Annotated in this window: 15 protein-coding genes and 1 pseudogene; 6 read left to right on the top strand and 10 right to left on the bottom strand. The window is 38.0% G+C overall.

Annotation, left to right across the window (positions count from 1 at the left end; genetic code table 11):
• Window positions 1–38 precede the first annotated feature (38 nt).
• Window positions 39–407: a hypothetical protein gene (locus CSB87_RS18465; protein WP_002049893.1), complete on the top strand. Its 369-nt coding sequence runs from the start codon at window positions 39–41 to the stop codon at window positions 405–407.
• Window positions 408–460: 53 nt separating this feature from the next.
• On the opposite strand, the gene CSB87_RS18460 is transcribed toward CSB87_RS18465, so the two are convergent.
• The 7 genes from CSB87_RS18460 to CSB87_RS18430 all read right to left on the bottom strand — a co-directional run bounded on the left by CSB87_RS18460 (window position 461) and on the right by CSB87_RS18430 (window position 10,735).
• Complete coding sequence (locus CSB87_RS18460; protein ID WP_031944263.1) at window positions 461–1,120, bottom strand: SOS response-associated peptidase family protein; 660 nt, start codon at window positions 1,118–1,120, stop codon at window positions 461–463.
• 107 nt (window positions 1,121–1,227) lie between these two features.
• A complete protein-coding gene (locus CSB87_RS18455; RefSeq protein ID WP_004887441.1) occupies window positions 1,228–2,958 on the bottom strand; it encodes an ABC transporter ATP-binding protein in 1,731 nt (576 codons plus the stop codon).
• A gap of 12 nt (window positions 2,959–2,970) precedes the next feature.
• A complete protein-coding gene (locus tag CSB87_RS18450; protein ID WP_004887442.1) occupies window positions 2,971–4,113 on the bottom strand; it encodes an ABC transporter permease in 1,143 nt (380 codons plus the stop codon).
• Window positions 4,114–4,120: 7 nt separating this feature from the next.
• Window positions 4,121–5,059 carry an ABC transporter permease gene (locus CSB87_RS18445; RefSeq protein WP_004709076.1) on the bottom strand — a complete coding sequence of 313 codons (939 nt, stop codon included), beginning with the start codon at window positions 5,057–5,059 and terminating at the stop codon, window positions 4,121–4,123.
• 12 nt (window positions 5,060–5,071) lie between these two features.
• Window positions 5,072–7,105, bottom strand: a complete 2,034-nt coding sequence (locus CSB87_RS18440; RefSeq protein ID WP_006580797.1) for a M3 family metallopeptidase — start codon at window positions 7,103–7,105, stop codon at window positions 5,072–5,074.
• Window positions 7,106–8,929: an ABC transporter substrate-binding protein gene (locus tag CSB87_RS18435; RefSeq protein WP_106105127.1), complete on the bottom strand. Its 1,824-nt coding sequence runs from the start codon at window positions 8,927–8,929 to the stop codon at window positions 7,106–7,108.
• A 15-nt stretch (window positions 8,930–8,944) separates the two neighbouring features.
• Entirely contained in the window at window positions 8,945–10,735 is a 1,791-nt protein-coding gene (locus CSB87_RS18430) for an ABC transporter substrate-binding protein (protein WP_006580795.1), read from the bottom strand.
• Between the two features lie 776 nt (window positions 10,736–11,511).
• On the opposite strand from CSB87_RS18430, the gene CSB87_RS18420 reads away from it, so the two are divergent.
• The 5 genes from CSB87_RS18420 (at window position 11,512) to CSB87_RS18400 (ending at window position 16,804) form a co-directional block, all read left to right on the top strand.
• Window positions 11,512–14,184, top strand: coding sequence for a TonB-dependent receptor (locus tag CSB87_RS18420; protein ID WP_004887451.1), 2,673 nt, complete (start codon window positions 11,512–11,514; stop codon window positions 14,182–14,184).
• 110 nt (window positions 14,185–14,294) lie between these two features.
• Complete coding sequence (locus CSB87_RS18415; protein ID WP_004887453.1) at window positions 14,295–15,011, top strand: energy transducer TonB; 717 nt, start codon at window positions 14,295–14,297, stop codon at window positions 15,009–15,011.
• A 43-nt stretch (window positions 15,012–15,054) separates the two neighbouring features.
• Window positions 15,055–15,933: a MotA/TolQ/ExbB proton channel family protein gene (locus CSB87_RS18410; protein WP_004887455.1), complete on the top strand. Its 879-nt coding sequence runs from the start codon at window positions 15,055–15,057 to the stop codon at window positions 15,931–15,933.
• Window positions 15,934–15,948: 15 nt separating this feature from the next.
• A complete protein-coding gene (locus CSB87_RS18405; RefSeq protein WP_002050154.1) occupies window positions 15,949–16,371 on the top strand; it encodes an ExbD/TolR family protein in 423 nt (140 codons plus the stop codon).
• A gap of 19 nt (window positions 16,372–16,390) precedes the next feature.
• Window positions 16,391–16,804 carry an ExbD/TolR family protein gene (locus CSB87_RS18400; protein WP_004709090.1) on the top strand — a complete coding sequence of 138 codons (414 nt, stop codon included), beginning with the start codon at window positions 16,391–16,393 and terminating at the stop codon, window positions 16,802–16,804.
• 73 nt (window positions 16,805–16,877) lie between these two features.
• Here the strand turns inward: CSB87_RS18400 and CSB87_RS18395 are convergent.
• The 3 genes and pseudogenes from CSB87_RS18395 to zapE form a co-directional block, all read right to left on the bottom strand.
• A pseudogene (locus CSB87_RS18395) lies at window positions 16,878–17,003 on the bottom strand (GNAT family N-acetyltransferase); the annotation flags it as partial.
• Window positions 17,004–17,106: 103 nt separating this feature from the next.
• Window positions 17,107–19,272 (bottom strand): malate synthase G, encoded by a 2,166-nt coding sequence (locus CSB87_RS18390; protein ID WP_004887457.1) that lies wholly within the window; start codon window positions 19,270–19,272, stop codon window positions 17,107–17,109.
• Window positions 19,273–19,642: 370 nt separating this feature from the next.
• Window positions 19,643–20,785 (bottom strand): cell division protein ZapE, encoded by a 1,143-nt coding sequence (zapE, locus tag CSB87_RS18385; protein WP_002050256.1) that lies wholly within the window; start codon window positions 20,783–20,785, stop codon window positions 19,643–19,645.
• Between the last annotated feature and the right edge of the window lie 72 nt (window positions 20,786–20,857).

Below are 20,857 nucleotides of genomic sequence, written 5' to 3'. Positions count from 1 at the left end.
TATGTTCAATAGCACAATAACAAAATGGAAGACTAAATATGACGCTATATGGATATCACTTTTCAACAATTGAAAATAACTGGGAAGACTTAACCCCATTAAATGAGTTTTTACAAACATTTGCTGATGATGATGGTGATGTCTCCCAAAGAGACAAAGAATCACTGAAAGAAATTATTGCTAAATCCGATACAGCTTTGGCTTTAGCTAAAGAAATGGGTTGGGACGGTAGCTATACGGGTTGCCCTTATTTATTCTGGTTACCAAGTAAGAATACACAATCATTTGAATATGGATTTGTTTTTAAACAAACCTCAGATAATTCGACTTTTGTGATTTCACCAATTGAATTGGCTTATCTGGCCCAAGATGAGCAGGTAGAAACTTTAAGTAAAAATATTGACTAAATAACAAAGGTTATTGACTTAAAAATTAAGCCAATAACCTGACTCTACTGTTGTTATTCAAACATACTTAATTGAGGCGTGGGCTTTATAATCTTCTCTTTGGGAACGTGTAAACATTCAAATTCCTCAACAGGAAAACCTTCAATAAAGCTTGAAATATCTGGTGTTTCTAAACTTAACCATTCTTCTAGACGGTCATGCGGAATCACAATGACTGATCGTTTGACATCGCCCGGTTCATGAAAATCTTTCATCATGGGATGATCTATCGCATCCATAGTTAACATACTTGCAGAACGGATAATGGTTTCATTCATTTTGCAAATTTCATAAATTGCGGCAATGAAAAAAGCCTGTCCATCTTTACGGCGGACGCCCCATCGCTCAGGTTTATCATTTATATATTTACTCTCATAAAACTCCGTCACGGGTATTACACCAAACTTACATTTAAGAGCGGCTTCTTGAAAACTCGGTTTTTGGAAAATCGTTTCATGACGGGCGTTATAAGTATGTTTTGCTATATTTGTATCTTCGGCCCATTTAGGAACCAAACCGAACATGACTTCACGCCACTCAAAACCTTGCGGTGATTTGAATAATAGCGGCATTGTCCCACCCGGATAAACCTCATCGGCATAGCTAAAGCCGACCACAGGCAACTGAAGTTGCTGCAATTGGGCAAGAGTTAAAGGTTTAAAGTTGGCACACATAGCAAGAATAAAATACTGTACTTTTACATCTCTTATTTTATAAGTATTTATTCTATAAACCAAATAAAAAGGCACTCGAAAGTGCCTTTAACGACATAACTTTACGCTTAGGAAATGTGCTGAATTCCTTGCGGAATGGCCTGTAATAGTCGTTTAGTGTAGTCATGTTGCGGATGCGCATAGAGCTCATCTGAGTTAGCGATTTCAACAACTTCACCATGATTCATGACCATGACCTGATCAGAAATATATTTCACAACCGATAAGTCATGTGAAATAAAAATATAACTAAGGCCAAACTCATCTTGTAAGTCTTGTAATAAGTTAAGTACTTGTGCCTGAACCGACACATCTAGTGCCGAAACAGATTCATCACAAATTAGAATTTCAGGCTTTAGCGTTAAACAACGTGCAATCGCAATACGTTGGCGTTGACCACCCGAGAACTCATGCGGATATCGATAATAAGCTTGTTCAGGTAAATTCACTCGCTCAAGTAAACCAAGTGCAATTTGCTTACGTTCCGCATCATCTTTACCAATGCCATGAATTTGCATAGGTTCTAATAAAATCTGCCCAATGGTAAAGCGTGGATTTAGCGAAGCATATGGATTTTGGAAAATGATTTGGATCTTCCTTTGATATTTGGCAAACTCTTTTTCAGTTAAAGACAGAATATCTTTACCTTCAATTAAAGCCTGCCCCCCAGATGCTTCATGTAAACGCATAAGCAACAAGCCCACAGTGGTTTTACCTGAGCCAGACTCTCCCACTAAACCAAGCGTTTTACCTTTAGCAAGTTTAAAAGAAACGCCTTTTACCGCCTGAAATTCTTCTTTGCCAAATAACCCCTTACGGCTATAAAAGCTTTTTTTCAAATCTTTTACTTCTAAAATAATTTGCTCATCGCCATTTAAACCACGTTTACGCTGTGGAATTTCTGAAACATCAAAACTTTGCTCTACCAATATATTGTCTTCTTGACGCATAAAATCGCTGGTCACAGGCAAACGATAAGGTCGCTGTGATATTTGAGGACGACAATAGAGCAATGCTCGGGTATATACATCTTTAGGTTGCTCTAGAACTTGTTCTGCAAGTCCCTGCTCTCTAATTTCACCATGACGCATCACAATGACTTGATCTGCAATTTCACCCACTAAAGCCAAATCATGCGTAATAAAAAGCATCGACATTTGACGGCGCTGGCGCAACGATTCGAGTAAATCAATAATTTGTTTTTGAATGGTGACATCAAGTGCCGTAGTCGGTTCATCGGCTATCAGTAGCTTAGGTTCACAAGCAATCGCCATTGCAATCATGACACGTTGCTGTTGACCACCAGACAGTTGGTTAGGATAAGCATCAATCTTAGTTTCCGGTGAAGGTATCCCGACCTCTTTGAGTAACTCTAAAACACGTTGACGGGCGTGTTTACGACTCATACCCATGTGTAAACACAACACTTCTGCGATTTGATTACCTACCGTAAAAACGGGATTTAATGATGACATCGGTTCTTGAAAAATCATGGCAATATCTTTACCACAGATTTTTCGCATATCTTTACGGGATAAGCTGAGTAAATCTTGACCTTCAAAAACAATCTTACTTTTTTCATCAATTTTACTTTGGCCTACAGGTAGTAAACCCATGATTGCCAAAGAAGTAACCGATTTACCACTACCTGACTCACCAACTAAAGCAACAGTCGTATTTGCTGGAATATCAAAGGAGATTCCTTTAACAGTTTCGATATACTGCTTGTCTTCACCTTTAAAACTTACACGTAAGTTTTCAATGTGAAGTAATGGGACATTTTTTTGTTGTTCTGACATTAGCGTTTCCTCTTATTTTAGTTTTGGATCTAATGCATCACGCAGTGCATCAGTAAACATTGAAAATGCCGTAACCAAAACAGCCATTGCTACCGAGGCTGCAACAAGCTGCCACCATTTTCCTAAAAGAAGTTCACTTTGAGCTTCATTTAACATACTGCCCCAAGACACTACCCCTACAGGAACACCGAAGCCCAAGAAACTTAAAATAACTTCCGATTTAATAAAGGAAACCACCAAAATCGACATTTGAACCAAAGCGATATGGCTGACATTAGGAAAAATATGAATAAACATACGGCGAAAATGGCCAACACCAATTGCCTTGGCCGCCAGAACATATTCACGTGAGGTATGTTTCATATACTCCGCACGAATTAAACGGTAAACACCAGTCCAACCCGTTAAACCTAAAATCAAAACAATAGATAAAATGCCCTTTTGTTGCAGTACGGCAGCTATCGCAAGAACTAATAATAAATATGGAATGGAAGTAAAAATGTTATAAAACCAGTTAAGGATGTCATCTACCCAACCACCAAAGTAGCCTGAAATTGCCCCTAATAATGTGCCTAAGGTCACTGCGAGTAATGCAGAAACTAGCCCTACAATAATTGAAGTTTCAGCACCTTTAATGGTTTTTTTAAGAACATCTTGTCCCCATTTGTCGGCCCCAAATATAAGAGTACTTTTTAGTTCACTTTGCTGATCGAGTAAGTGTCCACCTAGTTGCTGATCAATTGCTTTCATATCATCAGCTAGCGGGTCAACTACACCATAATAATCAATTGCACTTCCAGAGGTCTTTTCTTGTTTAATTTCAGCCTTGAGTTGGTGAATGACATCTTTTAAAGGATCGACTGGATTTTCCGGTAACTCTTCATCTACAGCAGCTGTCTTTTGCAAAGCTTCATTTGTTTTATCTGCACCAATAAATGTAGGAGGTGCATAACTGACAGCAACTTCTTTATTCCAGTCTGATGCAATCACGCCAGTAAATGATAGTAGCAATACGACCAGATAGAACAGCACAACAATGAGCGATGCAATTGCAATTTTGTCAGCCCGAAGACGGCGCATTGCAAGGCGCCATAAACCCGCTGAAGCTGGAGCTGTCTGGGTTTGTAATTTTCTTTTTGTTAGAACACTTAGCATAACCCACCTACTTCAACTGTACACGTGGATCAACCACTTTGTAGACCAAATCGGCAATCAAGTTAAATATCATGGTTGCAGCTGCGATATACACTGTAATTGCTTTAATCACAGGAAAATCACTTCGCTCAACCGCGATAATTACTTCTCGACCAATACCGGGAATACCAAAAAAACGTTCAATTAAAAATGCACCTATGAGCAATGCAGGCAAAGTCGCCATCACATCGGTAATAATAGGAATTGAGGCATTACGTAAAACATGCACACCTAAAATTCGGCTTTCCCCTACACCTTTAGCCCGTGCCGTTCTAACATAATCTTGGTTAATCTCATCAAGCACAAAACTACGGTATAAACGTAAAGTAGGTGCAATACTCACCACCAACATAATTAAAATTGGAAGCAAGGCAAACTTAAATAAATTATCGGTAAAGTTATCGCTCCAGCCCTGCACTGGAAACCAACTTAACTGATAAGCCAAAACATATTGAAAAACAATAATATAAACCAAGATACTGATCGACATACCAATAGTACATAACATCATGACCATACGATCTGTTAAAGAACCACGTACTGCCGATACAGCTAGAGCCAAGCCAATTGAAATAACGGTTTGTAAAATAGTGAGTGGAATTAGGAGCGTTAATGAAGGCCCCAAGCGAGTTAAAATAATTTGTGAAACTGGCTCGCCAGTACTCCAACTTGCGCCATAGTCAAAAGTAAGAATCTGCTTAATAAAAATCCAGAGCTGAACGTAATAAGGCTGATCGACACCTAGTTGCTTACGAATGTTTTCAATCTGCTCAGGATTAGACATCTTACCTGCCAGAATATAGGCCGGATCTCCACCGACCCAGTTAAAAAGAATAAAGATAAACAGTACTACTCCCAACATGGTTGGAATCATCTGCCATAACCGCCGAATAACATATGCCAGCATAGTGATAATTCCTTATTTAACCCGTTGTCCGGTAATTTCGTTAAAGAATGCTTTATTGTCAGGATCACGACCAAGGAAATCTTTAACCAATTCAGCTGCCGGTTTTTGGCTACCTTGCGATAAAATAGTCTGGCGATAACGTTGTCCTACTTGTGGGTTATTTAAGTTGTCACCATAAGCAGAAAGCATGTCTAAAGCTAAAACCTCAGACCACATATAACCGTAGTAACCTGCTTGATAACCACCCATCAAGTGTCCAAACTGACCAGGAAACTCTGTTGTTGGGACATATCCCAAAGCTGTAGCTGCTTCCATTTTTTGCCAAGTTTCTAAAGGTTTTACTTTTAAGGCATCAGCCGTATGAAGCGCCATATCGTACTGTGCATAAAGCGTTTGACGTGCGTAACGTAAACCGCGCCCATAGTTATGTACTGCTTTTAAACGGGCAATTAATTCATCATCAACTCGTGGGCATGCCGGGTCACAATAATCGGCCACTTTAGATAAGGTTTCTTTACGGCGTGCCCACTCTTCATACATTTGAGATGGTGCTTCTACAAAGTCACGCTCTACAGATGTTCCAGACTGGCTTGCATAACGGGTATTAGATAAAATGCCATGTAAGGCATGACCAAATTCATGCACAAAAGTTTCGAGCTCATCACTATTTAAACCTTTACGGTTAAAGTTTGTGACTAATGCTGAAACCGGTAAGCGGTTGGTTAAAGTGCTGCCACCATATACTCCCCAAACGGCAGCATGACCATATTTCCCTTCGCGAGGGAATTTATCCATATATAGGCCGCCTAGAAGTTTTCCTGTCTTTTTATCGACTACATCGTAATATTCAACTTCGCTCTGCCATGCTTTCACTTTGACAGGTTTAAAATCAATACCATAAAGATCAGATGAAATAGCAAATAACCATTTTTGTGCTGCTAAAGTCGGGAAATAATCACGAAGCTTTTCCTGATCAATTTGATATTTGCTCTTACGAAGTTTTTCACTCCAGTAAGCTTCACTCCAACGTGTTATCTCGGTTTTATCTAATGGTGTTTTTAAAGTTTGTGCTTTAAATGCACGGAGCTCTTCTACTTCTTTGCGCTCAAGTGGTGCTACCGTTTTTTGTACTTCTGCTAAGAATTGATTTACAGTTTCTGGCGTTTTTGCCATACGGTCTTTTAACGCCCAATCAGCATAACTTGCTTTGCCAAATAATTGCGCCAATTCATAACGCAAATCTATTGCCTGCTTGAGTAATTTTAAGTTTTGTTCAGTACCGCGTCGTGTAAATGCAATCTGGTATCTTTTTCTGGCATCATCATTATCTGCCAGTTCCATAAATGGACGATATTCCGGATACTCAAAACCTAATAAATAGTTTCCTTTGGCATTTTTCTTTAACCCTGAAATATAACTCTCTGGCAGACCTTTCATCTCTTCAGGTGTAAATTCAAGTTTTTCAGGGTTATCACGAATATTGCGGTTATATTCTTGCTCGAGTTTAGTCAATTCATCAAGAATCGCTTTCATTCTTGCGCGTTTTGCTGGTTCTAGCTGAACACCTGTGTCTTCAAACTGATCCAGAATATCCTGACGGTATTTCTGATCTATCGGATCAGTTGCTTTTGTATTTTTAATTACGTTATACAGTTTTGGGTTTTGGAATATATCAGTATGAAATTGATTAATTTTGATCTCACAATCTTCTGCTGCTTTACGTAATTTCGCATCTGGATCTACATTACTATATAAACCTATGGGTCCTGAAAAATCTTCAAGATGAGCAAAAATTTTATCCCACTTTGCTAATATTGGAGCTGCGGCAGCATCAGTTTTAACAGGTGTTTTTTCAAAGTTTGAAATCTCTTGCTGGATTTTTTTTAAATTAGAATCGCACCATGCTGGGAGTTGTTCTGCCTTAAGTAATGGTAAGGTTGCACGTGTGGTCTCTGCCGATGCAAACTGACTTATACCTATCGTCAACATACATAAACTAGTCATTTTCAGTGTGTTATTTTTCATCGTATCTCCAATTTTTTTCATTTAATGATTAGATTTCGTATTTGTATCAATATCGAAGTACATCCATTCAGCATGTAAAATCGGATGCTTCTTATATCCAATGATTCGTGGTTGAGCCAACATATTTCTATAACGTGCATACAAGACTTGCACTGGCATATAAACTTCTAATAAACGTGTCATTTTTCGATAAATCATGTCTCGTTCTGGGCCTGGCTTAACCTGTTGAGACTGACGGTATAATTGATCAAACTCCGGTATTGAACCGCAAGACCAGTTGGTCATATGGGTATTCGGACCATAAAAATTCTGCATAAAATTATCCCCATCCGGATAATCGGCTATCCATGCAGAGGAACCGAACATTCCGTCACACTGTTTTTGTGCCCGAATGAGGTCTGAAAAGAGCATTGGCTTGTACACCATCCGGATATTCAAACTGTCAAAGTTCTTTTTCCAAAGCTCAGCGCTTTGCTGACCAATACTGTCATTACGCGCCATATATTCAATGACCAGAGGCTTACCATTTGGTTGTGTACGCCATCCTGATGCATCTTTTTTGTAGTTATATTTATCTAATAATAAATTTGCTGCTTTAACCGAATATGGGATACTGCTTCTATATTGAGGTTCGGCCCCTACTACACCTGGTGGAACTGGGAAATGTAGACGCTCTGCATCACCGTTACGCACTAACTTAATTTCTTGATCTATTGAACGGGACATTGCAATTGCACGGCGTAAAGCGATTTTTTCTTTACTCATTCCACCAACTACAGGATTTTTAAGATTCCAATAGTTATAACTAATTTCTGGATCGACGATACGTGATAATTGCACACCCTCTTTTACAAGCTCGGGTCTTAATTTACCGTCTTTAATGGCTTTCGAGACTAATTGCCCTTCGAGCTGAATGATATCAACTTCACCACGCTGAAATGCTAACCATCTTGACTGGTTTTCCTCCATCACCTGAATATCAATTGTACCAATTTGAGGCATTTGTTTTCCCTTAAGATGCTTCACAATAGCTTGATCTTCAGGGGTACTGGCGACAAAATTCCAAGTAAAGCCACGATAATCAGGATTCGTTTTTAAAACTATGCGTGAAGCAGGCACCCATTTACTGAGCATATAAGGTCCTGTTCCTACTGGATGCCCCATAACAAAGCCAGCTTTATCTTTATATTTTTCGATAACTTCACGTGCTACAGCCCCTGTAGGGTCATGTGCCAGTAATAAAGGAAAGTTATAATCAGGTTTTATTAATCGAATAACCAAGGTGTACTTATCAGGGGTCTGCAAACCACTCACACTTTGATCATAATTAAATTTTCCTGTTTTATTAGCTGATTGTACTAACGCATCCATACCTTCAATTTTGTTTTCCAGCAACCAGCTATTTGGTGAACGTAAAGTTGGGTCCAATAACCGCTTAAAAGAGTATGCATAATCATAAGCCGTTAACTCTCTAGGTTTGCCTTTAAAAACAGGGTCTGGCGTAAAATAAATACCTTTTTTAATGTGAATAGTATAAGTCAGACCATCTGCACTCACTTCAGGCATAGCAGTTGCGATTTGAGGAATAAGCTTTGCTGGCCTTGCTAAATAGTCATAGGTATATAAAGTTTCAAATATCGAAGTAGTTACATGCGCCGAATATAAATCATGGATATACGCTGGGTCGAAACCTGTTTCAGCTGTCGGGAACGTATAATGTAAAATTTTATTCGGATCGGCTGGACTTTTGGCAAAAATAGTCGTGTTCCCCGTTAATGCCATTCCGGCAAATAATAGGCCTACACTACAGTGCTTGAGCTTTAGTCTTAAATTTTCAGTCATGATGATCTTTATCTAAAATTATTTTTTAACGGGGGTAATATCAAGATATTGCCAGCTTGTATTTATCATCGGGTGAGGTTTAAAACCCTGAACTTGTGGCCGTATCAACCAATTGCGAATTCGAGTTACATGAATGATCCAAGGATTGTCTGCTTCAATCTGGCGATTAAGCTTTTCATAATATGGTAGACGTTGTTGCGGTGGTAAATGAATGGCCTGAGTATAAAGAGCATCATATGTTTTAGACTGATAACAGGCATGGTTTCCCTGCCCAGCATTTGGTCCATATAGTAATTGTGCAAAATTATCTCCTTCGGGATAGTCAGCAATCCATGCCCCACTCCAGATCATATATTTACATTGTGTCGCGGCTTTTAAGTTATCTGCAAAATTACTTACTTTAAAGTCAGCACGAATGCCAATCGCATCTAAATTTTTTTTCCAGAGTTCGGAAAGAATAACTGCAGCTGAGCTATTTTCATTATTAATTTTTAAAACTAAAGGCTTGCCATTTGGTAAGGTCCGATAGCCATCAGCTCCTTTTTTATAACCATAATAATCAAGTAGTTTATTTGCTAACCGAGGATTATATCCTACGCTACTTTTATACTTTGGGTTATACCCGTTTACACCTTCAGGTATAAACATTTCTGCTCTAACTGCCTGACCTTTATATGCCTGTTTTATGCTTTCTTTTTGGTCATAGGCCAAAGTAATTGCGCGACGAAGTGCAATTTTTTCTGGACTAAAACCACCAATAACCGGATCACGCATATTCATCATGGTATAGGTCATTTCAGGTTCTTTATATGGAAAGTGTTTAATTCCTTTTTTTTGAAAAGAAGCTTTAAGTTGATTGCCATCTAACGCTTGAGGAACGGCATCTGCCGTAAGTTTGTCAAAATCTAATTGACCCGATTGAAAGGCTAACCATCTTGATTGTTGTTCTTCTATAATGCTCACTACAACTTTGCCAATTTGTGGCATTTTCTTTCCAGACATTTCTTTAACAAGCTGGTTATCCCACGGTGTTCCTGTTGACTTAAAATTCCAGACAAAACCACGATAATCAGGATTGGCAACCAACTCGACCTTACTTCTTGGAACATATTTACTTAACATATACGGTCCGGTACCCACTGGATGCATACCAATACGATCACCGTAATAGTCAACAACCTCTTTAGCAACGGCCCCAAAAGCAATATAAGCAAGAATATAAGGAAAATTATAGTCTTGGCGAGTTAACGTAAATTGGAGAGTATATCGATCAGTCGCTTTAAGCCCTGCAATTGGGGCGGCATAATCAAACTTTCCAGTTTTCTTTGCTTGAGCTACCACTGCATCGGCACCCAGCAATTTTCCATCCAGAAAAGAAACAGAAGGTGCTCGATTTTTAGGGTCTAAAATACGCTTAATTGAATAAATATAATCTTCGGCCACTAACTCACGGCGTTTGCCTTTAAAGGCAGGATCATCTGTAAAATAAATCCCTGGCTTAATTTTAAATATATAAACTTTACCGTCTTGCTCAACCTTAGGCATGCTTTCAGCCGTATAAGGAACTAATTGTAATGGACGAGCTAAATAATCATATTTGAGTAGTGGTTCAAAAATAGCTTCAGCAATACTAGCACTATAGAAATTGGTGGTTTTAACCATGTCAAAACCGTCATCTGGTGCTTCATAGGCAACATGCAAAATCTTGTTTGGTTGTGCTGGCGTAATTGCATAAGCACATGGAATTGAAGTAATAGCCAAACTTAAAATGGCGAGCTTAAAAAATTTTAATTTCAAGTTCATATCCACATAACTAATTTTTTTAAAAGATATTAACCTTTTGAGTAACATCTAAATCCGCATAAGAAAAGTTCTTTTTTCAGCAGATAGGCCTATTTGGGATTTGGAATTCACTTTCCTTTATCATCTTTTTATTTGATCAAATGGAAAAATAAATTCAAGTACCCAGAGTTTTGTAACTACTGAATATAAAGCGAATTTCATGCCATCTATTGGTATTCATAATAAAATATTTAAGATTATTCGAAATTCATATTTTTATTAGGTACTTAAATCCGTTTGAACTATATAAATAAAAGTTACTTTTTGCCAAATATTATATTTGTATATGTTAATCATTTAACATCTTAAATGCACAAAAAAAATACATTGATGATTTATTATGCATCATATTAATTCATTTATACCAAATAAAAAATATAAATTTAATTATTTGATATTTAAATAAAATTATGTGAAAAAATCTTACAGAAAATAGTATAACATTACATATAGTAAAGTTCTAAAACGATACATTTTTATTTATTAAGTATGTGAAGTGTCCATTAATGTATATTTTTTATACAAATAAATTTGAAACTTTTAGCCAATATAAAAAAATTTGCCAAACGGAAAATTTATTTTTCATCAAAACAAATAAAGACTCTGTCTTCAAACATAATAAAATCAATATTTATCAGTATTTTGCATAAACTAAAAAAAGAAAAATATATAGTTGGCACTTGCTTTGCTTAAAAGCATTACAGCAATATCGCTAACTACAACAAAAAGGGATCAAGTCCACGATGAAAAAAAAATACAATGTTCGATCTCAGGTAACCCCCAAGATCGGCAAGACAATACTTAAATTAAGTACCCTTAGTTTAAGCATGATGTGTCTTACCATGGCACAAGCAGCAGAAACTGAACAAACAAGTAATGATGACAAACCAGCAAAAGTTGTAAAAGTTGCCGTTACAGGCTCTTCAATCAAAGGGGTTGCTGCACAAAGTGCTTCACCAATTACCGTTGTAAAAGTTGATGAAATTTTAAAACAAGGGGTAACTTCAACTGAAGAAGCATTAGCTAAGATTAGTGCAAACCAATCAAACTTCGTAACTGCTAGCAACGTGGGCGCTAGTAAAACTGTGGGGTCAGCAGCAAACCTAAGAGCTTTAGGGGCAAACAAAACTCTTATTTTACTGAATGGTCGTAGATTAGCTGCCAATGCATACGATAGCGGAGTAACCAATTTAAATATTATTCCACTCGCTATGTTAGACCGTATTGAAGTTTTACGTGATGGTGCTTCTTCCATTTATGGAACAGATGCAATCGGTGGGGTTATCAACTTCATTACTAAAAAGCAGTTTACGGGTCTTAACTTAACTGCTGGGTATCAAAAACCAGAAGAAAAAGGTGGAGATCAACAAGACTACAGCATTTTCGGCGGTTTTGGTGACTTAGAGGAAAATGGCTATAACGTTTTTGGAGTTGTCGATTACCGAAAAGGCGATGATGTCATGGCCCAAGACCGTAAAGTCAGTCGACGTGGAGGCATATTACCTGAATTAGGTGTAAATAAAACCAGTAGTGGTTCATTCCCAGCCAATGTTCCAGGTTTAGGCAATCCTTATGCATCTATAGGTTGTAGCAATGACCCTCTAGTCAGCAGTCCTGATGGCAAAACTTGTAGATATAACAGCCAGGCTGTTATTGGAATTGTTCCAAAAACAGAAGATATTTCTGTAATGGGCCGTGCTACTTTTAAACTCAGCGATAATTTTAATGCAATTGCTGAATATTTATATGCAAGAAATGAGGTTACCACTTCAGTAGCACCAGATGTATTCTTTGATTTAACACTAGATCCTAGTAGTAAATATTATCCAGGAAATGGCATAACTCCTGCTCTTGCTGGTGCAACGGGCCCTATTGATCTTTATTTACGTTCACAAGCTGGTAATCGTATCAGTAATAGTATTAATCAGTCACATCGAATATTTGCCGGTATTGAAGGTGAAACTCATGGCTGGGATATCAATTCAGGTGTGACTTATGCGCATAGTAGTGCCTCTGATGCTATCTTGAGTGGCTATTTAAACTATGACAAAACTCAAGAAGCTTTAAACAATGGCACCTTAAATCCGTTCGGACCGCAAAATTCTGAAGATGCTGGTGTATGGGATCAACTAGGTGTGAAAGGCAAATATCTAAAAGCCAACTTAGATACTACAACTGTCGATTTCACTGCAAGTCGACCTATTTTCAAACTACCAGCAGGTGATGTCGGATTCGCCGTTGGGGCAAGCTATCGTTATGAAGATTGGACTTCAAAGGTAGTTGCAGATGTTGCTCGACTAGCTCCTAGTACAGGTACTGATCCAGACGAACCAGAAAACAAGGGCGATCGTAATATCAAATCGGTATTTACCGAATTTCACATTCCACTGCACAAAACTTTAGAAGCTCAAATTGCTGCTCGTTATGATGACTACAATGACTTTGGTGATACGTTCAATCCAAAATTTGCACTTCGTTGGGAGCCAATTAAACAGTTAATGTTCCGTACCACTTATAGTACTGGTTTCAGAGCTCCTACACTTTGGGAAGTTAATGGCCCGAACTCAGTAACGAATACAGGTGCGACATATGATGACCCAGCACTTTGTCCTGGAGGAGTTGTACAACCTGGTGGTAAACAAGAGCGCGACTGTAATATGCAGTTCAAACGCCAAAATGGTGGGAATAAGAGTTTAAATCCAGAAGAGTCTAAATCTTTTACAGCGGGCTTAGTATTTGAACCTGTGAAAAATTTAGCCTTCACTCTTGATTACTTTAATATAGAAGTGGATAAGCAAATTGCTACTCTATCCGAAGCGGCTATATTTGCAGATCCTGTGAAATATGCAGACAAATTTGTACGTAATGCTGACGGCTCACTAAATTATATTATTACTACACAACAAAATTTAGGCGGCATTAAAACATCTGGTTTTGATGTGGGCTTAAGTTGGGTTTCACCAATGACAGCCACAGGCCGATTTGGTTTCAATATTGATGGTACATATATCACTGACTACAAATATCAAGCAGAACCAGATGGTGACTGGAAAGGTGTTGCAGGGTCATATAGCGGTTTAGATTATCAATCGATTATTTTGCGCTGGAAACATACCGCAAACCTGAACTGGAACTACGAAAACTGGGCTTTAAACCTACAACAAAACTTCTCTCGTGGTTATCAAGATCAAAATGCAAATGATCAAAACCATAGAGTAAGTGACTATACAACCTACAATATTTCAGGAACTTACAAAGGATTTAAAAATCTAGAGTTAACAGCAGGTATTAAAAATATATTTGATGAAGATCCACCTGCTTCTAACGTAATTGATAACTTCCAAATGGGTTATGACCCACGTTACGCAGATCCTTTAGGACGTACTTACTTTGTACGAGGTACATATAAGTTCTAAATGGTTGTTCTGCAAATATAACTGTCAAAAGTTAGTTTGCAGAACAAATACTCATTCTTAGCCAAACAGTCATTTTAAAAAATTGTTTGTCTACAGTTTCAGGAGTAACTATGGGCATGACTTTTACAGACATAGAAAATAAATCTGCCAAACGCCTTATTGGTATTGCCGCAGTACTTTTTCTGCATCTTCTTGTTGCCTATATTCTGATGTCAGGTTTAGCAAACAATATTCAAAAACCAGCAGAAAAACCTGTGGAATTACAAATTATTCAGGATATTAAACCGCCTCCTCCACCAAAACCAGAGGAGCCAAAACCTAAGGAAAAACCACCGGAGCCGCCAAAAATGGTCGAAAAGGTTGCCAAGGTTCCTGAGCCGCCTAAACAGGTAGAAAAAGTAACGACACCGGTACAAAAAACTACTCCGGTAGCTCAACCGACTAAAGTCGCTACTCCGGCTCCTGCTGCACCTAATACTCCTTCTCCGAGCCCTGTTGCTGCACCCGCTCCAGTGGCGGCTGCTGCACCAGCACCTAAACCAACTGGCGTGACTCGTGGCGTTTCAGAAGGTTCCGCAGGTTGTGAAAAACCGGAATATCCTCGCGAAGCACTGATGAATGAAGAACAAGGTACGGTGCGTATACGTGTTTTAGTTGATACATCCGGCAAAGTTATTGATGCCAAAGTGAAAAAATCGAGTGGCAGTAAAACCTTAGACAAAGCGGCAACTAAAGCTTACAGCTTATGTACATTCAAACCAGCAATGAAAGATGGCGTGCCTCAGCAGGACTGGTATGAAATTGAATATCCATTCGTAATTGAATAAACAATTGAATTAGTAAGAAATTAAAAATATTGGAGATAACACGATGAAAAAATCAACTCAACCACTAGTACGTTTCGCTTCTGCAAGTTTAATCGCAGCATGCTCACTGCTCCCATTAAGTACAGTTTTTGCAGAAGAAACCAGTAATACTCCTGTTGCAACAGCAACTACTGAAGCGACTTCAAACGCAAGTACTCCTACTCCGCCTCCAAAGCCGGCAACGAGTGAAACTGTTAAGAACCCTTATGGTCTAGAAGCTCTTTGGCGTGAAGGTGATTTAGTTGCTAAATCTACCCTATTCATACTCGTACTTATGTCTATTGGTACGTGGTACATCATTGTCTCTAAATTCTTACAACAAGCAAAAGTAAAACGTCAAGGTAAAGAAGCAGAAAAAAGTTTTTGGGAAGCCACTTCTCTTGATAATGCCACTGATGGTTTGGAACAAAGTAGCGCATATCGTTTTATTGCGGAAAAAGGTATTAACTCAACTAAATCACACGGCGGTTCATTACTTGAACGCATTGACTTTAATACTTGGGTCAGCATTTCAATACAACGTGCGATTGAAAAAGTACAAAACCATTTAGGTGGAGGTTTAGCCTTTCTAGCAACTGTTGGATCTACTGCACCTTTCGTGGGTCTATTCGGAACAGTATGGGGAATCTATCACGCGTTAACTGCTATCGGGATTTCAGGTCAAGCATCGATTGATAAAGTAGCAGGACCAGTTGGTGAAGCACTTATTATGACTGCTATTGGTCTTGCAGTTGCAGTACCGGCTGTACTTGGTTACAACTGGTTGACTCGACGCAATAAAGCAGTAATGGAAAACGTCCGTTCATTTGGTTCAGATTTACATGCAGTTTTATTAAGCGGTGAAATTAATACTAATAATTCAGTTAACCGCAGCATTAAATAATAAGGAGCAAACATTATGGGTATGAGTGTTGGTTCTGAAGATGATGACGAAATGATTGGAACAATTAACACGACACCTTTGGTGGACGTCATGTTAGTTCTACTTATTATTTTTCTTATTACTATTCCGGTAGTTACTCATACAGTTCCGGTGAAACTACCAGAAGAAAAGAATACGCCGTATGCAACCACCCCTGAAAATATTCAACTCTCAGTCAATAAGAAAGGAGATATTTTCTGGAATGAAAGTTATGTACCAAATAAAGAAATTTTATTAGCGAAATTACAGGCTGTGGCGCAAAAAAGACCGCAGCCAGAGGTACATATTCGAGGAGATCAGCTTACCCATTTTGAAGCGATAGATCAGGTCATTAGTACGACCAAACAAGCTGGTATTGGCAAAATTGCCTTTGTTACTACACCTCCAGCCACCCCGTAATGATTTTAAGGAGAATTTTATGGGTATGAATGTCGGTTCAAATAATGATGACGATGTGATGTTGGAAGTCAACATGACACCGCTTATTGATGTCATGTTGGTACTCATTATTATGTTTATTATTACCATACCTGCACCAAACAACGCGATTAATATTAATTTGCCAAATGGCACACCGCCACCAACAAATGAAAAGCCACCTGAAGTGATTGATGTAAGAATTGATGCAACAGGCAAAGTATTTTGGAATAACCAAGCGGTTTCGGACCGAAAGGCACTAGAGACTTTATTTCAAGGTGTTGTTGCAAAAAAAGATCAAGACCAGATCAAACTCAAACCAGACCAGATGGCTGAATATAAAAATGTAGCGATGGTTATGGCTACAGCACAGCGTTTAGGTGTTACTAAAATTGGAATTGTAAGTAGCAACTAGTATTTCTTTTAATTTATATAGCTCCATTATCTCCAACGCTAACTTGAATTTTCAGTTAGCGTTTTTTTGAAGTATCCTCCACTTTAGACTCAGCAATAGAATATACATTTGGTGCAACATAGTCCTTTTGAGAATCATCTAATGATAATTTTGCGCATAGAAGCCAATTCTCACGATCGAGATTTTTTAAGTTAATCAAACTTGAAATCCTTTATTTATAAATTCACACCTTATCTGTAAGCACAAAATATACCGAAAATAAAAAAAGCCTCCGAAGAGGCTTTTTTTATAACAGGTTTAAATTAGTCACCTGTATAACCTTTTAATTTTAAGCGAGCAGCGTGTAGTAACGGTTCAGTATAACCTGAAGGCTGTTCACAACCTTTAAAGATAAGGTCTGAAGCTGCTTGGAAAGCAATATTCGTTTCAAAGTTAGCTGCCATTGGTTTATACAATGGGTCATTCGCATTTTGCTCATCAACAATTTTTGCCATGCGTTTAAGCACTTCTTCAACTTGTTCACGAGTCACAATACCGTGACGTAACCAGTTCGCAACGTGTTGAGAAGAAATACGTAATGTTGCACGGTCTTCCATTAAACCCACGTTGTTAATATCAGGAACTTTTGAACAACCTACACCTAAGTCAACCCAACGAACAACATAACCTAAAATACCTTGGCAGTTATTTTCAAGCTCATTATTGATCTCTTCTGCTGACCAGTTTGTATCAGGTGCAAATGGAGGTGTTAACAAGTCGTCTAATGACAACATTTCTTCAGCTTTTAGCTGATCTTGACGTGCTTTTACATTTACTTGATGGTAATGCATCGCATGAAGTACAGCACCAGTTGGTGATGGAACCCAAGCACATGAAGCACCAGCATTTGGATGAGCAGCTTTAGTTGCCAACATATCTTTCATGCTGTCTGGTTTTGGCCACATACCTTTACCAATTTGAGCTTTACCTTGTAAACCACATTTCAAGCCAATTGCAACGTTACGGTTTTCGTAAGCAGCAATCCATTTTTGTGTTTTAACAGCTTCTTTACGAACAACTGGTGCAGCTTCCATAGAAGTATGGATTTCATCACCTGTACGGTCCATGAAACCAGTATTGATAAAGATAGTGCGATCTTTAGCAGCAGCAATACAGTTTTTCAAGTTTACAGATGTACGGCGTTCTTCATCCATAATACCGATTTTTAGAGACTTCGCTGGTAAACCTAGTGCTTGCTCAGCACGTTCAAATAACTCTACAGCAAATGCAACTTCTTCAGGACCATGCATTTTTGGTTTAACAATATACATAGACCCTTTACGAGAGTTTTTATTTTCGTTCGTACTACGGATATCAGCAACTGATAACAATGGAGTTACCAATGCATCCATAATACCTTCGTAAATTTCTTCACCATCTACTAAAATCGCTGGATTCGTCATTAAGTGACCTACGTTACGAAGTAACATAAGTGAACGACCATGAAGTTTTGTTGTTCCACCAATTAAGTTTTTAATCTCGCGGTCTTTGCTTAACGCACGAACAATTGTTTTACCATTCTTTTCGATAGATTCTTGAAGTGTACCCTTCATTAAACCTAACCAGTTACGGTAACCTTCAACTTTTTCTTCTGCATCTACAGCTGCAACTGAGTCTTCAAGATCTTGAATTGTTGTAACCGCCGCTTCGAGTGTTAAATCTTTAACACCTGCTAAATCAGTTTGACCAATTGGGCTATTCGCATCAATTTCAATAATGACATGCAAACCATTACTTAAAAGTACTACTTCTGAAGGATTTGCTTCTTCACCATTGAAACCAACGAACTGGGCTTCATGAGCTAAACCTGTTTTAGTACCATCTTTTAAAGTCACAACAAGTTTGTTTTGCTCAATTGCATATTTAGTTGCATCAGCATGTGAACCTTCTGCAAGTGGGAAAATTTCATTTAAGAAATTTTTAGCAAACTCAATCACTTTAGCGCCGCGCACAGGGTTATATCCTTTCCCTTTTTCAGCACCACCTTCTTCTGAAATTACGTCAAAGCCGTAAAGTGCATCATATAAAGAACCCCAACGTGCATTTGCTGCATTTAAGCAATAACGTGCATTACGTACAGGCACTACTAACTGTGGGCCTGCTAATAATGCAATCTCTTCGTCTACGTTTTCGGTTGTAATCTGGAAATCTTCAACTTCTGGTAATAAATATCCAATTTCAGTTAAAAACGCTTTATAAGCACCTAATTCAAATTTGTTATTACGGTGCCACTCATCAATTTTTGCTTGTAATTCATCACGCTTAGCCAATAATGCTTTATTTTTTGGGCTAAGATCGACAACAACTTGCTCAAAGTTCTTCCAGTAAGTTTCACTATCTAAACCAGAACCTGGTAAAGCTTCATTTTCGATAAAATCGTAAAGTTCTTTAGCAATCGCTAACTTGCCTTTTTGAATACGTGCAGTCATTGTCTTTCCTGAAGTTGCTACTTTTTATACCAAGAGAAACCTAGTATACCGATTTAAATTAAGCTGAATACTAATATCACATTCCTAAATAGTAAGCATTTTCTCTTGCAAAACTATTGACAAAGATAAATTTTTCTATATAGGAAAATATTAAAATTCTAACTAGGTTTCTCAACAATTTATTCAATATTGAAAGATACTGAAACTAGACTTTTTGTTAACAGACAAAAAATTTCACTATCTTATTTTTTCTAAAGCGTATTTAGTTATATCAAACTTTGCACAATGAAAAAGTATTATTTAGCTAAATTTATCTATTTTTGTTGTAAAAAAAAGCGCTCAATTTAGAGCACTTTTCCTATCTAATGCCTTAAGAAGTTTTAGTCGCATCAATATGACGATGCTCAGAATGCAAATACTCATCTGATTGCATTTCTAATAAACGGGAACGTGTACGCTCAATCTCAAAAGCCAATTTCTCACCTTGATAAATATCAATAATACTGTCTTGAGAAGTTAAGAGTAATTTCACACCACGATCATAAAACTCATCGACTAGATAAATAAAACGACGGGTACCTTCTGACAAGAAGTCAGTTAAGTGCGGCACATTGCTCACCAGAACTGTATTATAGATATTGGCAATTTCAATAAAGTCTGCAGGACTACGCGGCTTTAAACAAAGCTCAGAGAACTCACACCATAAAACATCTTCTGTGTGACCTAGTGTTTCAACAACACGGTTATTAATCACAATTGGTTCATGAGAATTTGTTTGCGTTTGAGTTAAAGCACTATAACGCTCTGCGATCCAGTTTTGAGCTTCATTGCCCAGTGGTGATTTAAACAATTGAGCTTGTTTTAAAACACGTAAACGGTAATCCACACCCGCGTCTACATTTAAAACGACACAGTTCTTTTTGACCATTTCAATTGTGGGAATAAAACGATCACGGTGAATCCCGTTTTTATATAAACCGTCTGGTGCAATATTTGAAGTTGCAATGAGTGTTACACCGCGAACAAATAACTTCTGGAATAAATCACTCAAAATCATTGCATCTGTTACGTTTGACACGAAAAACTCATCGAAACAAATAACAACAGCATCTTTATAAATTTGATCAGCCACGATATCAAGTGGATTACGTTGACCAGAAAGTTTATTTAATTCTTTATGTACATGTTGCATAAAGTGATGGAAATGCATACGTGTTTTACGGCGAAATGGCACAGACTCATAAAATTGGTCCATAAGCCAAGTTTTACCACGTCCTACACCACCCCACATATATACACCTTTTGGAGAGGTTTGACGGCGAAAACGACGAAAAGCTTTTTTAGAAGCTTTATAACGATTTAAAAGTTCTTTCCATACACGATCTAATTCTTGCACTGCCTGTGCTTGTGCTTCATCTGCCATGAACTGGCCTGAAGCCAATGCCTCAGCATAGCGCTCTGCTGGGGAAGAAGGAGTAAATGCAGTACTATGAGAAGATTTTAAATTTAACATATCATTTTATTTCAATTTTAACTTAAGAGAGTATAGCGAACATTTTGTCCGACCACATTAGCTTTTAGCATC

The sequence above is a fragment of the Acinetobacter sp. AR_0276 genome, from assembly GCF_003000705.1.
In the GTDB taxonomy this organism is placed as follows: domain Bacteria; phylum Pseudomonadota; class Gammaproteobacteria; order Pseudomonadales; family Moraxellaceae; genus Acinetobacter; species Acinetobacter nosocomialis.
The sequence above is the reverse complement of the archived record's forward strand: the minus strand, read 5'-3'. Positions and strand labels throughout refer to the sequence as shown.

Bases quoted from the DNA above. Each gene is read 5' to 3' on its own strand.
- CSB87_RS18450 (WP_004887442.1), bottom strand. From the start codon at position 4,113: ATGCTAAGTGTTCTAACAAAAAGAAAATTACAAACCCAGACAGCTCCA.
- zapE (WP_002050256.1), bottom strand. From the start codon at position 20,785: ATGTTAAATTTAAAATCTTCTCATAGTACTGCATTTACTCCTTCTTCC.
- CSB87_RS18440 (WP_006580797.1), bottom strand. From the start codon at position 7,105: ATGAAAAAAATTGGAGATACGATGAAAAATAACACACTGAAAATGACT.
- CSB87_RS18445 (WP_004709076.1), bottom strand. From the start codon at position 5,059: ATGCTGGCATATGTTATTCGGCGGTTATGGCAGATGATTCCAACCATG.
- CSB87_RS18460 (WP_031944263.1), bottom strand. From the start codon at position 1,120: ATGTGTGCCAACTTTAAACCTTTAACTCTTGCCCAATTGCAGCAACTT.
- CSB87_RS18420 (WP_004887451.1), top strand. From the start codon at position 11,512: ATGAAAAAAAAATACAATGTTCGATCTCAGGTAACCCCCAAGATCGGC.
- CSB87_RS18400 (WP_004709090.1), top strand. From the start codon at position 16,391: ATGGGTATGAATGTCGGTTCAAATAATGATGACGATGTGATGTTGGAA.
- CSB87_RS18415 (WP_004887453.1), top strand. From the start codon at position 14,295: ATGGGCATGACTTTTACAGACATAGAAAATAAATCTGCCAAACGCCTT.
- CSB87_RS18390 (WP_004887457.1), bottom strand. From the start codon at position 19,272: ATGACTGCACGTATTCAAAAAGGCAAGTTAGCGATTGCTAAAGAACTT.
- CSB87_RS18455 (WP_004887441.1), bottom strand. From the start codon at position 2,958: ATGTCAGAACAACAAAAAAATGTCCCATTACTTCACATTGAAAACTTA.
- CSB87_RS18410 (WP_004887455.1), top strand. From the start codon at position 15,055: ATGAAAAAATCAACTCAACCACTAGTACGTTTCGCTTCTGCAAGTTTA.
- CSB87_RS18465 (WP_002049893.1), top strand. From the start codon at position 39: ATGACGCTATATGGATATCACTTTTCAACAATTGAAAATAACTGGGAA.
- CSB87_RS18405 (WP_002050154.1), top strand. From the start codon at position 15,949: ATGGGTATGAGTGTTGGTTCTGAAGATGATGACGAAATGATTGGAACA.